The organism is Anabaena azotica FACHB-119 (genome assembly GCF_014697625.1).
In the GTDB taxonomy this organism is placed as follows: domain Bacteria; phylum Cyanobacteriota; class Cyanobacteriia; order Cyanobacteriales; family Nostocaceae; genus Trichormus; species Trichormus azoticus_A.
The window spans coordinates 55,994-70,424 of record NZ_JACJSG010000033.1 but is presented as its reverse complement, the minus strand read 5'-3'; the positions used below and the strand labels follow the sequence as shown (position 1 = coordinate 70,424).

10 protein-coding genes are annotated in these 14,431 nt (G+C 40.6%); 9 read left to right on the top strand and 1 reads right to left on the bottom strand.

The features are described 5' to 3' along the window. Positions 1 to 438: 438 nt before the first annotated feature. From H6G83_RS22350 to H6G83_RS22315, 8 genes are all read left to right on the top strand, one after another. Positions 439 to 1,710 carry an HhoA/HhoB/HtrA family serine endopeptidase gene (locus tag H6G83_RS22350; RefSeq protein ID WP_190476173.1) on the top strand — a complete coding sequence of 424 codons (1,272 nt, stop codon included), beginning with the start codon at positions 439 to 441 and terminating at the stop codon, positions 1,708 to 1,710. Between the two features lie 39 nt (positions 1,711 to 1,749). After that, the gene (locus tag H6G83_RS22345) at positions 1,750 to 2,250 is read left to right on the top strand and encodes a DUF3172 domain-containing protein (RefSeq protein WP_190476172.1); all 501 of its coding nucleotides are present in this window, start codon (positions 1,750 to 1,752) and stop codon (positions 2,248 to 2,250) included. A gap of 18 nt (positions 2,251 to 2,268) precedes the next feature. Beyond that, positions 2,269 to 2,862, top strand: a complete 594-nt coding sequence (gene lepB, locus H6G83_RS22340) for a signal peptidase I (protein WP_190476171.1) — start codon at positions 2,269 to 2,271, stop codon at positions 2,860 to 2,862. 174 nt (positions 2,863 to 3,036) lie between these two features. Further along, entirely contained in the window at positions 3,037 to 4,032 is a 996-nt protein-coding gene (locus H6G83_RS22335) for an RpoD/SigA family RNA polymerase sigma factor (RefSeq protein WP_190476170.1), read from the top strand. 150 nt (positions 4,033 to 4,182) lie between these two features. Beyond that, positions 4,183 to 5,019: a sulfite exporter TauE/SafE family protein gene (locus tag H6G83_RS22330; protein WP_190476169.1), complete on the top strand. Its 837-nt coding sequence runs from the start codon at positions 4,183 to 4,185 to the stop codon at positions 5,017 to 5,019. A 1-nt stretch (position 5,020) separates the two neighbouring features. Continuing rightward, positions 5,021 to 5,404 carry a DUF1634 domain-containing protein gene (locus H6G83_RS22325; RefSeq protein ID WP_190476168.1) on the top strand — a complete coding sequence of 128 codons (384 nt, stop codon included), beginning with the start codon at positions 5,021 to 5,023 and terminating at the stop codon, positions 5,402 to 5,404. Between the two features lie 386 nt (positions 5,405 to 5,790). Next, on the top strand, positions 5,791 to 9,399 hold the full coding sequence (locus tag H6G83_RS22320) for a WD40 domain-containing protein (RefSeq protein WP_190476167.1): 3,609 nt from the start codon (positions 5,791 to 5,793) through the stop codon (positions 9,397 to 9,399). Continuing rightward, positions 9,396 to 12,482, top strand: a complete 3,087-nt coding sequence (locus tag H6G83_RS22315) for an ATP-binding protein (RefSeq protein WP_190476166.1) — start codon at positions 9,396 to 9,398, stop codon at positions 12,480 to 12,482. Before H6G83_RS22320 ends, H6G83_RS22315 begins: the two co-directional genes overlap by 4 nt. Positions 12,483 to 12,651: 169 nt before the next feature. Here H6G83_RS22315 and tnpA read toward each other — a convergent pair whose 3' ends face one another. Beyond that, positions 12,652 to 13,062 (bottom strand): IS200/IS605 family transposase, encoded by a 411-nt coding sequence (tnpA, locus tag H6G83_RS22310; RefSeq protein ID WP_190476165.1) that lies wholly within the window; start codon positions 13,060 to 13,062, stop codon positions 12,652 to 12,654. Between the two features lie 86 nt (positions 13,063 to 13,148). On the opposite strand from tnpA, the gene H6G83_RS22305 reads away from it, so the two are divergent. Next, entirely contained in the window at positions 13,149 to 14,429 is a 1,281-nt protein-coding gene (locus tag H6G83_RS22305) for an RNA-guided endonuclease InsQ/TnpB family protein (protein ID WP_190476164.1), read from the top strand. The last annotated feature ends 2 nt before the right edge of the window (positions 14,430 to 14,431 follow it).

Sequence of the window (14,431 nt, the reverse complement as noted above, 5' to 3'; positions counted from 1 at the left end):
ATTAGGACTGACGCACCCTACAGTTACCGAGTCCTGACGGCGGATGGTGGGGGATAAAGAAGCGCCAAAATACCCCTTCTTCATATCTTGCACCTTCTCAATAAGCAGATGGTGGGCATTGCCCACCCTACGAAATCACAAGGGTTTTGAAGCTCAGATATTCGCAATAAGAGAGTGGTGCAAGATGTAAGCTTCCAACAATTGGTGTGGTGTTTCACCAACGTATTTAACTGATAACTGATAACTGATAACTGATAACTGATAACTGATAACTGATAACTGATAACTGATAACTGATAACTGATAACTGATAACTGATAACTGATAACTGTTAAATTCTCCCTAAGTTATCTATCTTCACCCAAAAACCCTTGCCAAAAGCCGAAACTTGTTACCAAGGCAAACGAAAAACATTGATTTCTCAAGGTGTTTTGGGTTATGAAGACAGTAAACCAGGATTTTGAAGATAGTCCCCATCCATTAGCTGATGTTGATTCACCAGCACAGCCAGTTGAACCACAGCATCATCAATGGAAAAAACCTTTATCTTACTTAGGGCTAATTTTAGCAGGCGCAGGCGCGACAATCATCAGTCTGCGTTTGTTCCCCCATTCACAAACTTTACCTCCAACACTGCAACTCTCAGATGCAACAGCCACCCAACCATCGCCAAACTTAACCTTAGATAAAAACCCTAACTTTATCACGGCTGTAGTTGATCAAGTCGGCTCTGCGGTGGTACGTATTGATTCTACACGCACCATCAAAAATCGCAATGCAGGTATTTTAAATGATCCTCTAGTTCAGCAATTTTTTGGCAACCAGTTACCACAAGAACCATCCCAAGAGATTGAACGGGGTATTGGTTCTGGTTTCATTATTGATCCTCATGGGGAAATTCTCACCAATGCTCATGTAGTCAACGGTGCTGATACGGTGAGTGTCACCCTGAAGGATGGACGCACTTTTAAAGGTAAAGTCATGGGTGTTGACCCAGTAACCGATGTAGCTGTGGTGAGAATTCAAGCTGATAATTTGCCAACGGTACAGCTAGGTAATTCTCATCAATTACAACCGGGAGCTTGGGCGATCGCTATTGGTAATCCTCTTGGTTTAAATAATACTGTAACTCATGGCATTATTAGTGCGATCGGTCGTTCTAGTTCTCAGGTAGGAATGCCTAATGAACGTGTTGATTATATCCAAACTGATGCACCTATCAATCCTGGTAATTCTGGCGGCCCCTTACTCAATGCGAATGGCCAAGTAATAGGTATTAACACTGCCATTATTCAAAATACTCAAGGTTTAGGGTTTGCTATTCCGATTAACACTGCTAAAAAAATCGCTGCCAAATTAATCACTACAGGCAAAGTTGATCATCCTTATTTGGGTATTCAAATGATTACCCTAACACCAGAAGTCAAACAACAAATTAACGATGATCCCAACTCCTTTATTACTGTTGATCAATCTCAAGGTGTATTAGTAGTTAAAGTTGCCCAAAAATCACCAGCAAACCAAGGCGGAATCCGCGCAGGTGATGTGATTATCAAAGCCAATAACCAAGCAATTAATCATGCGGAACAGATGCAACAAGCTGTAGATAATACCCCAAGCGGCGGTAATTTACAACTGCAAGTTCTCCGCAATGGACAAACTCTCAATTTGAATTTGCACCCAAAAGTTTTACCCACAAATAATAAATAATATTTGCCTCATTTTGAAAAGTTATTGCAGGCTTATCTTATGCAACGTAATACACCTACACCTCATAAAAATCAACCTTTCCGCCTCAATACAATGATAGTAGCCATTGTCTGCGCCGCCTTACTAGTAGGAGTTTTAATTGGTGTCAGTTTAACTAGCGTTGCTAACTCTAATCCAGAAAATATTGCTAGTAGTGTTTATATTGATAGTGCTGCACCTGATGCAAATCTTTGTGTCCAGTATGGTGCAAGTGCAATTGTCACAGATACTCGTGTTTTCCTGACTCTCAACCCTTTTAAAGTGTACATAACACAACCGCGTATGCAGCCTGGATGCGTTTTACGTACTAGTGATTGGGCGATTTTACAACAAAGGAATCTCATCACATCTCAGCAAACAGGTGATTGCAAAAATAGGCTAAATACATTTGCTTATACTGGCAAGTTGGAAAATTCACCCCAAATTTCTTGCGTTTATGAAAATGATGCTGCTGGCAATTTATTTGCTTCTCAAGGACAAATTGGTACAAAAGTTCAATAAGTAATCTGTTTGTTAATTATGTCTACCATTTCTCACCAAAAAACAGAATCATCTCGCTCAGAAAATGTTTGGCTTGAAGGCATAAAAACTGTTGGTTTAAGTTTGATTTTAGCGTTAGGGATGCGTACTTTTGTTGCTGAAGCTCGTTATGTACCTTCGGGGTCAATGGAACCAACTATTCAGCCAGACGATCGCTTGATTATAGACAAGGTTAGCTATGATTTTAGCTCCCCCCACCGAGGCGATATTATAGTCTTTAATCCTACCAAAACATTGCAACAAGAAAATTATCATGATGCTTTTCTGAAGCGTGTTATTGGTTTACCTGGAGAGAAGGTTGAAGTCAAAAATGGACAAGTTTATGTTAATGATTCTCCTTTAAAGGAAAAATACATCGAAGCTAAACCAGATTATCAATGGGGGCCTGTAATTGTCCCCGCAAACTCTTATCTGGTTTTAGGTGACAATCGCAATAATAGTTTTGATAGTCATTATTGGGGCTTTGTTCCTCGTCAAAACATAGTAGGTAAAGCACTTTTCCGCTTTTTCCCATTCAACAGCATAGGAGTATTTAATACACCGACTTACAATTCAATCTCTACAAAAAATTAACAACCAACAAACTTATGTCCACCATCATTGTATTAATTGAATTTCTGTTTTTCATCAGCTTGTTATTGGTTTACGGTTTGATTTTGAGATTTATTCCTACAAAAAACCACCCTTAACAGCCATCTTTCAACTGTAATTGTCCCTAAATTATTAACTTTTCAGGATTTAGCAACCATGAATATAATGTCTCTTCCTTCTGAAACTGCTGTTACTAATCAGCAATCATTGTCTGTTAGAGATAATATGTGCAATTATTTACAAAAAATAGGACGAGTACCTTTATTAACTCATGAACAAGAAATTATTTTGGCTCAACAAGTACAGCAGATGATAAAGTTACTAAATGCTCAGAAAAAATTAGCTGTGCAATTAGGGCATGAACCAACATTACAAGCATGGGCTGATTATTTGCATACAAGTATTGCCACAATACAACAGCAAATACATCAAGGACAACAAGCCAAGCAAAAAATGATTGCCGCTAATTTACGATTAGTGGTTTCAATAGCGAAGAGATATCAACAAAGAAATATGGAATTTTTGGATTTAATTCAAGAAGGAAATTTAGCTTTGGAACGGGGAATAGAAAAGTTTGATCCAGAACTTGGTTACAAGTTTTCTACCTATGCTTATTGGTGGATACGTCAAGGAATTACAAGAGCGATCGCACAACAAAGTCGCACTATCCGTTTACCAATTCATGTGTTTGAAAAATTGAGCAAAATTAAACGTGTCCAAAGAGAATTATCCCAAAAATTAGGTCGTGTTCCTACAACTGATGAAATCGCTACTGCCTTATCATTAAAGCCTCAAGAAGTGAGAGAATGTTTACATCTTGCCCGTAAACCCATGTCGCTAGAAACGCGAATTGGCCCACATCAGGATTCTGAATTACAAGATATTTTAGAAGATACAGGCATCTCACCAGAAAGTTATGTTGTCGAAGAATCTCTACAACAAGACTTGCAAAACTTATTAAAAAAATTATCTCCGCAACAGCGAGAAGTATTAACTCTCCGCTTCGGGTTAAATGACGGTCATGAACTTTCTTTAACAGCAGTTGGTCAGCTTATGGGTGTCAGTCGAGAACGCATCAGACAAATAGAGCAACAAGCTCTAAAAATCCTTAGACAAAATAAGGGAGAAATTAGTATGTATCTTGCTAGTTAATACCATATCTGTAGGGGCTTCTTATGCCCCTACAGATATAAACTTAATTCATATTAGACGTAATTTTGAATTGGTATTACACCCTTACACCCGGTCTTAGCAGATATCCTTGATGGGTCAGTCCTGTCTGAATAATGGAGGTGGTATTGCTTGAATATTCTCGAATTTACCTTGTTAGTTGGGCTTGGTTCTGCTACTGCGGGGTTCTTGGGAGCGTTAACAGGTTTAGGCGGCGGGGTGGTGCTAGTTCCCCTCTTAACTTTGGTATTTCACGTTGATATTCGTTACGCTATTGGTGCATCTTTAGTATCTGTAATTGCTACATCTTCCGGTGCAGCTTCCGCTTATGTCAAAGAAGGTTATACAAATCTTCGCTTGGGAATGTTCTTAGAAGTCGCCACTACATTTGGTGCGATCGCAGGTGCTATCATTGCCGCCTACACTCCTACTAGAATCATAGCTGTAGTGTTCGGCGTTATCTTACTTTACAGCGCTTATCTGTATCGTCTACCCCACTCAGAACACCAAGACAACAAACCCCCAGATCCCTTAGCAACTCGTTTGCGCTTAAATAGCACCTACCCAACACCCGAAGGAGAACAAGCTTATAATGTCCACGCTGTCAAAGCTGGGTTTAGTTTGATGTTTGTTGCAGGTATGCTTTCTGGTTTATTAGGAATTGGTTCTGGCGCACTCAAAGTATTAGCAATGGATCAATTTATGCAGATTCCTTTTAAAGTTTCTACTACTACCAGCAATTTTATGATTGGGGTAACAGCCGCCGCAAGTGCTGGAGTTTATTTAAAACGAGGTTATATTGATCCCGGTTTAGCAATGCCTGTAATGTTGGGTGTATTATTAGGAGCATTATTAGGAGCAAAGGTATTAGTTAGAGCCAAGGTAGGAATTTTAAGAACTATTTTTAGTTTAGTAATTTCGCTCTTAGGTATACAAATGATTTATAACGGTTTAGTCGGGAGAATTTAAGATGTCGGCTAATAGAAGTAACTTGAGCGAAAGGCAATTTGAAATCTTAGTTGGCAATCTTCTAAGATATGGAGTAATTATCGCTACTGCCGTAGTTTTTATTGGTGGAGTTTTCTACTTAATTAATCATGGTAATGAGGCTCCTAATTATGAAATTTTTCGTGGTGAACCCCCATATTTTAGCAGTCCTGAAGGAGTGGCGACAGCAGCCTTTTCCGGTCGTCGTCGTGGCATCATTCAGCTAGGATTACTTTTATTAATCATTACGCCTGTTGCGAGAGTCGCCTTTTCCCTACTAGCTTTTATACGACAACGAGATAGTTTGTATATTATCATCACAATCATTGTACTTTTAGGCTTGCTCATCAGCCTGAGTGGAAATTAATAATTCGTAATTACGCCTGATGTGAATGAGAAATGCCTTTGAATCAGATATACACGTAGGGGCGCACAGCTGTGCGCCCCTACTAATTACTGACGATATGGTTGGTTTAGTTGGTAATAGGTAATATCAAGTTCGGCTAATTACTTATAATATGGTTGTTTTGGTCGGTAATTGGTAATAGCTAATAGGTAATTGTTGTGAGCCATTACCGATTACCGATTACCTATTACCAGCCCCCAATATATGATAAGTATTTAAGCGGACATGATATAATAGGTAATTGTTTTCTCCGATTACCAATTACCTATTACCGACCCTGACGATATGATAACTGTTTAAGCGGACATAATATGATATATTGCATTTGACCCGGCTGAGTATGAGCAATGGATCTGCCTACAGGACAGCGAGTTCGAGGGGTAGTGCTTAGTCCCACAGGACAAGCAAAACTGCAAAATCGGATGCTTCAGCTAGAAATAGAACGCTATGCAGTTCAGGAATTAGTGCGGCGTTCTCAATTAGTTGAAGGTCAAGGTTTGCATCCGGCTACAATTCGTAAGATTTTGCGGTGTCAAGGCGTTGATAAAGATTCCATCGCGCTGGTATTTAAAGCGGTAAATTTACAATTAGAAGTTGAAGATTACACAGGTGCAAGGCGAGTTTTAGAGTTAGCAGGGGAGCAGGGGAGCAGTGGAGCAGAGGAGCAGGGGAGCAGAGGAGCAGAGGAGACAACCCACTCTCCAGTCAATTATGACTGGGGCGAGGCGGTTGATGTTACTTTATTCTGTGGGCGTTCAGCAGAAATATCGACGTTACAGCAATGGGTGTTAAATGATCATTGCCGACTGGTGGCACTTTTAGGTAATGGTGGTATTGGTAAGACAACGTTAGTAACTAAGCTGGCGGAGGAAATTCAAAACCAGTTTGAGTTTTTAATCTGGCGTAGTCTTAGGAATGCGCCTCTGTTATCGGAGTTGTTGGATGATTTACTTAAAGTTTTATCTGCACAGCAAACTCTAGAATTACCCAATACAACCGCTCTGAAAATCTCTAAGTTGATGGAATATCTGCGCCAGCATCGTTGTTTGTTGGTGTTGGATAATCTGGAAACTTTGATGCAGGATAGCAGTTATGCAGGTAGTTTTCCAGCAGAGTATGAGGGGTATGGTGAATTGCTGCGGCTTGTCGGCGAAGTTGCACACCAAAGTTGTTTATTAATTACCAGTCGGGAAAAGCCGAATGAAATTGCTGCTTTGGCTGGGGAAATTTTACCAGTGCGATCGCTACAATTAACAGGGTTAAATACAGCAGCTCAGGAAATCCTCACAATTAAGGGTTTGTCTGTATCCCAACAAGAAAGTCAGCAACTAATTGACTTATATAGTGGAAATCCTCTAGCTTTAAAAATTGTCGCCACTGCAATTCAGGATTTATTTGCTGGTGATGTTTCTGCATTCCTCGCCACAGGAATTTCTAGTTTTAATAGCATCCGCACCTTGCTCAACCAACAATTTGAACGCCTGACACAGACAGAAAAAAACGTCATGTATTGGTTAGCAATTAACCGCGAGGGTGTTTCGCTGTATGAATTAGCTGATGATATTTATCCCCAGTTACTCAAACACCAACTTCTAGAAGCTGTAGAATCAATACTCCGACGTTCTCTCATTGAACAGAGCATGATCGGGTTTACGCAACAACCCGTGATTATGGAATATGTCACAGAGCGTTTTTTGGCACAGGTATCTGCGGAAATTGTTGCAGGGATGCAGAATGTAGGGATGCACAGTGCGCCCCTACCGATAACCCACGCAATTGTCAAAGCCACAGCGAAAGATTATATTAAAGAATCACAAATACGTTTAATTGTCAAGCCCTTAATTGCAGAATTATTGCGGCAATTGGGAAGCAAAAAAGCGATCGCTCAACAATTAATGCAAATTTTGGCTACACAGCGTCAGCAAGCATCGCTGGAGTCTGGTTATTTAGCTGGTAATATTCTTAACCTGCTGCATCATTTAGAAACTGACTTAAGTGATTATGACTTTTCCCATCTACCAATTTGGCAAGCTGACCTGAGAGGCGTAAATTTACACCGTGTCAATTTTAGCAATGCACATTTCTCCAAATCAGTTTTTAGGCAAATCTTTGGTAGCATTTTATCAGCAGCCTTTAGCCCAGATGGAGAATTTTTAGCCACGGGTGATGATAATGGCGAGATACATCTGTGGCTTGTGGCGGATGGTCAATTACATTTAACTTTGCGGGGTAACGTCCAGGCGATCAAGTCCTTATATTTCAGCCTTGATGGTCAAACTTTAATTAGTCATAGTGCAGACCAAAGCATCCAGTTTTGGGATATAAATACAGGGCAAACTACTAGAACCATACAACGATATACTAGCCAAATATTAGCGATTGCACCTCATCCTATAGGTAACATTCTTGTCAGTCGCGGCAGAAATCAAACTGTCACTCTGTGGGATCTTCACACAGGGAAATCTTTAGCCACCCTACAAGACCACAGCAATCAGATTCAGATAGTAGCATTGAGTCCCGATGGCTCACTGTTGGCGACATCTGGCGGCGATGAACCCATCAGATTGTGGAATGCACAGACAGGGGAATATCTGCATAGTTTCTATGGTCATCGTGCAACTATCCAGTCTCTTGCTTGGAGTGACAAGAGAATTTTAGCCAGTGGTAGCGATGACCATACAATCAAACTTTGGGATATGGAAACAGCGCAGTGTATCAGCACTTTATCAGGGCATAGTAACTCGATTTTATCAGTCAGTTTTAGTTCCGATGGATTAATGATTGCTAGTGCTAGTGCTGACCAAACCATTAGGTTGTGGGATGTTGTCACCCGAAATTGTCTGCGAGTCTTATCAGGTCATGAAAACTGGGTACGGACGGTAGTATTTAATGCTGATAGCTCAGTCCTAGCTAGTGGCGGAGATGACCAAGTAATTCGCCTGTGGGATACGGCGACAGGGCAGTGTATCAGAACATTACAAGGATATACTAACCAAATATCAGCCATTGTGTTCTGTGGGGGCGCACAGATGTGCGCCCCTACCAGCCATGACCAACTAATTCGACTGTGGGATATAGCGACAGGACAATGTATCAAAACATTGACTGGGCATACAAATCATATTTTAGCAATTGCACCTCATCCCCAACAAGCCATCCTCCTCAGTAGTAGCGCTGACCGCAGTATCAAATTGTGGGATCTAGAAACCGGGCAATGTCTCAAGACCTTAACCGAACACCAAGAAACTGTTTGGTCAGTGGCTTTTAGTCCCAATGGACAGACATTTGCCAGTGGTAGCGCCGATCAAACAGCGAGAATTTGGGATACTCAAACAGGAGAATGTCTGGATATTTTCTCAGGACATACAAATGCAGTTTTATCCGTAGCTTTCAGTTCTGATGGGGTAGCCACAGCCAGCGCCGACCAAACCATCAGAATTTGGCACTTGCAGACTGGGGAATGTCTGCAAATCTTCCGAGGACACACCAATGCTGTATTAGCTGTAGCTTTCAGTCCCGATGGGCGTATCTTGGCAAGTGCTGGTGCTGACCATACTGTAAAACTTTGGGATGTGCAGACAGGTAAAAACCTGAAAACTTTATCAGAACATACAAATCAAGTCTCATCCATCAGCTTCAGCCACGACGGACAAACCTTAGCTAGTGGTAGCGCCGACCAAACTGTGAAACTTTGGGCTGTAAATAGCGGTCAATGTCTCAAGACATGGCGCGGACATACCAGCCAAGTCTTATCCGTAGCTTTTAGTCCAGATGGGGAAACCTTGGCAAGTAGCAGCGCCGACGAAACCATCAGACTATGGAGTATTCATACTGGCGACTGTATACAAATTCTCCGAGCGCATAGACCTTACGAAGGGATGAATATTACGGGAGCAGTTGGGTTAACTCAGGCACAGCAAGCAACAATTAAAGCACTAGGAGCAGTCAGCAAATGAAGCAAAATCCTGGGCAAAGTTGGCTTTCGAGCTTAGTGAAGAATGTGCCACTCAGTCGCGTTTTGGTAGTGCCATTTCTCCTGCAAATCTCCTTAGCCGTGGGACTGACAGGATACTTATCTTTCCGTAATGGACAAAGGGCGGTCAATGAGGTAGCCAGTGAGTTACGCCAGGAAATTGCTAATCAAGTTAGACAAGACTTACAGACATTTTTATCTACTCCCCATCAAATACTTAATGGCAACAAGAACGCCTTACAGTTTGGACTGTTAAATATGCAGGATATTTCTGCTTGGGAACCATACCTTATGCAGCAATTAGAAATCTTTCCCTCTTCTCTTGCTATTGCAATCAGTAATGCCCAAGGAGAACACCTATCAGTAGAAAAGCTCAATAATGACGAATTTCTGGTGAGAAAATCGGGTCGCTTAAGTAATTATAACCTCTACAGTTATAAAGTCAATAGCAAAGGTCAACGCAATCAACTACCAGAAATAATCAAAAATTTCGACCCGCGATCGCGCCCTTTTTATCAAACAGCAATTAAGCAACGTCAATTCAGTTTTAGTCAAATCTACGCCCCCTTGACAGAAAAAACCCTACGTATCAGTGCTTCTGTCCCTATTTACAATGCTCAAGGTAAACTGTTAGGAGTCAACACTACACTATGTCATTTATCAGATATTGGTGAGTATTTAAGAAACCTCAAGGTGGGAAAATCGGGACAAATTTTTATTATTGAACGCTCAGGCTTACTAGTAGCTTCTTCTACAGGTGAACAACCATTTTTCTTTAAAAATGGTAGCACTATCAGATTAGCAGCATCCGCAAGTAGTAACTATTTAACACAAGCAACAGCGAAGTTTTTAGCTAGTAAATTCGGTAACTTAAATAAAATTCATCATTTACAGGAATTAGAATTTTCCGTTGATGGTAAACGCCAATTTCTGGAAATTCAACCTTTTAATAATCAAACAAATATCAATTGGTTGATTGCAGTGGTGATTCCAGAAGGTGACTTTATGGAGCAAATCAACCGCCACACACAAATCACAATTTTCCTATGTTTAGGAGCTTTTGTCTTAGCCACCGCACTGGGAATTGTCACAACTCGCTGGATTGCTCAACCTGTTCTCAGCTTGAGTAAAGCAGCCAAAGCTTTGGCGCAAACGGCTGCGGACGGTAGTTTCAGTAACGATGCAGAATCAGTAGTCACTGTAGAAGGTATTGCTGAATTGGAAGTGTTGGGTCAGTCTTTTAACCAAATGTCCCAAGAATTACGAGCATCCTTTGAACAATTAGAAATGCGTGTAGAACAGCGCACCCAAGAATTACAGCAGGAAATCCGCGAACGTATTCAAAATGAGCAGCAATTACGCCAACATAGTCAAGCGTTAGGAGAACTAGCCAAGCATCGCGCAATATCCGCAGGAGATTTAGCAACAGCGTTTCACATCATTACAGAGAAAGCCGCCCAGGCGTTAGAAGTAGAACGAGTCAGTATTTGGCTTTATAGTAGCGATCGCAGCAAACTCCAATGTGTAGACCTCTACGAACGTAGCCATCATCGGCATTCATCAGGTCAAGAACGTAGCCGCGCCGAATATCCTGTGTATTTTGCCGCAGTAGCCAACGCCCGCACAATTACTATCAACGATACCAGCAAAGACCCAAGAGTGCAAGAATTTTGGCGTGAATTATTAGAACCAAACAACGTAGTTTCTTTGATAGATGCTCCTATTTGGGTCGGGGGTGAAGTTGTGGGGATGGTGTTTAATGAACAGGTGGGGATCACCCGCCAATGGAAACTCAGCGAACAAAACTTTGCTGGGTCGATTACTGACTTTGTAGCCTTAACATTGGAAGTATGCGATCGCCAACGTGCAGAAGTTGCATTACGCCAAGCCAAAGAAGCCGCCGAAGTCGCCAACCTAGCCAAAAGCGCTTTCCTAGCGAATATGAGCCATGAATTACGCACTCCCCTCAACTCCATTTTAGGCATCACAGAAGCCCTGCAAGATGAAGTCTGCGGCCCAGTCACCCAAGAACAACACAAGTCTCTAACTACCCTAGAAAATAGCGGTAAGCATCTACTAGCATTAATCAATGATATTCTCGACCTAGCCAAAATTGAATCAGGTAAGATGGAACTAGAACTTGCACCTACCTCTGTACGCGAATTGTGTGATTCTAGTCTGATCTTTGTCAAACAGCAAGCATTTAAGAAAAATATCCATCTTCACTCCCAAATAGCAGAAAATATAGGCAAAATTCAAGTAGATGAACGGCGCATCAGGCAATTACTAATAAATCTGTTGAGCAATGCAGTTAAGTTTACACCCGAAGGTGGCGAAGTGAGGCTAGAAGTAGCCAATCAAATAGACCCAACTACCAATAAAATCAACACAATTCAGTTGAGTGTAGTAGATAATGGCATTGGTATTACTCAAGAAAACTTGTCAAATTTATTTCAACCTTTTGTGCAAGTAGAAAATTCCTATACTCGCCGTTATGCTGGTACTGGCTTAGGATTATCTTTAGTCAAACGAATTGCCGAACTACATGGTGGTAGTATAGCGGTTGAGAGTGAAGTTAACAAAGGTAGCCGATTTACATTCACGCTTCCGTGGAAAGAACCAGAAAGACAAATTAAAGAATTGGTAGAAGATGCGGAAATTCCTAGTAGGAAACTTGTTGAAAGGGAAAATATTTCTTCTCAACCATTAATTCTCTTAGCGGAAGATAACGAAGCTAATATCTTAACTATTACCCAATATCTAAAAGCTTACGGCTATCGAATTCTATTGGCAAACAATGGACAACAAGCAATAGAAATTGCTAAAACCCAGCAACCACAGTTAATTTTAATGGATGTGCAAATGCCGGAAATGGATGGCTTAGAAGCAACCCGCCAAATTCGCCAAGATGCAGACATAGCCCATATTCCCATTATTGCCCTCACTTCCTTCGCCATGCGATCGGATCAAGAACAAATCATGGCTGTGGGTGTAGATAGTTATATGTCCAAGCCTGTCAGTTTGAAGGAGTTAGTTGCAGAAATTGGGAAGTACGTCTTGAAATAGGGGACAAGATTATACCATTTCGCTAAATGCCTAATATGGTAGGGGCGCACAGCTGTGCGCCCCCACAGGCTATTGATCATTTACACGTAAGATGGATGGGAGGTTGGTAGCCCCGTCTTTTTAAAGCGGGGTGGAAAACCGAATCAAGCAGATTTATCTGCATTCAACACTAATGTCTTTCATGATGTGGGTCATTTATATAAGCCATTACTTTACTTGTGCTAATCTTTCCAGAGGTGTCATAAAAATAGCTCCTAGTCCAGAGAGACGGGAGTTTTTTTAACTCAGGAAACTCGTCTCTTAATATCCTAGAACTTCTACCCTTGAAAGCTTTGATTACATCACAAATAGGCGTTTTTTCGTCGTATTCTACAAGTAAATGAACATGGTTTGATGCTATTTCTTTAGCTTTAATAATCCATTCCTTATCACTCGCAACTGAATCTAGTATTTCGGATAATCGCAATTTAATATTGCCTGTCAATACGGGTTTTCTACGTTTCGGTATCCAAACTAGGTGAACAGTGGCTAACCCTACAGAATGATCACTATGTCTGTATCCTAGAGAATCTTTTCTCATGACTTTGGTGGATAGTTTGACATCTATCAACCAATAATTTAACATAGTAAATATAGATTAGCAACATTTTACGGGAGGTGATTTAAGTGTTTGGTTGTCAGCAAGAATTGATAAAATGCGATAAAGAAACAAAAGCAATTATCGAATATCTCTGCTATGAATCCAACAGTTTGTACAACTGTGCAGTTTATTATGCTCGTCAGATGTGGTTGAAGACTGGCAAAATTGTTAGTGGTTTTGATTTAACTGCTGAGATGAAAAATAATAAACATTTCCATGCTGGTTATGCTTCGGCAATGCAACAAACTTGCTTAAATGTAGGAGAAGCTTTTAAATCTTTTAAAAAGTTATTAAGTAAGTCAAAAAAAGGAGAGTTAGCCCAGAAACCAAAAACTCCATACTATAGAAAATCTGGTGGTTTGTTTACTGTTACATACCCTAAAAGATGGTTAAAGCTAAAAGACCAGTTTATTAGGTTTCCTTTGGGTAATCAAGTTAAAGCTTGGTTTGGAATATCAGAGTTTTTCTTGCCAATGCCAACTAATTTAGATTGGGCTGACATAAAAGAAATCAGATTGTTACCACGAAATAAATGTTTTTATGCTGAGTTTGTTTATCAGCAAAGTGTAGAACCAATCAAACTTGACCAATCAACAGTATTAGGAATTGACCACGGTTTAAACAACTGGTTAACTTGCGTCTCTAATGTTGGAACGTCTTTTATTGTCGATGGTCTGCATCTCAAATCTTTGAATCAGTGGTACAACAAGTCAGTTGCAAAAATTAAAGAGAATAAACCTCATGCTTTTTGGTCTAACAGACTTGCAGCCATTACAGAAAAACGTAATAGACAAATGCGTGACGCTGTTAACAAAGCTGCAAGAATTGTCATCAACCATTGCCTTGATAATCATATTGGCTCCGTTGTTTTCGGATGGAATAAAGAGCAGAAAAATGGTGCTGATTTAGGTAAAAACAACAATCAGAAGTTTGTTCAGATACCGACAGCAAAACTAAAATCTCGTATTGAAAAGTTATGTGAACAATACGGAATTGATTTTATTGAAACCGAAGAAAGCTATACATCTAAAACATCGTTCCTAGACAATGATGTTCTACCTACAATCGGTGCAAAACCCGAAGGGTGGAAAAGTAGCGGAGTTAGACCCAATCGAGGTTTGTTTAAGACTGGAACAGGAATCAATATAAATGCAGACTGTAACGGCGCTGCAAATATTATCCGTAAAGTAGCGATGATGGCTAAATTTGATTTAGCTGGAATCAGTAGAGGTTGTTTAAGTCAGCCTAAGAAAGTTCTTTTATGGACTCTTCAGAAATCCCCGCGTCTTCAGACCGGGGAAGCTTAAAA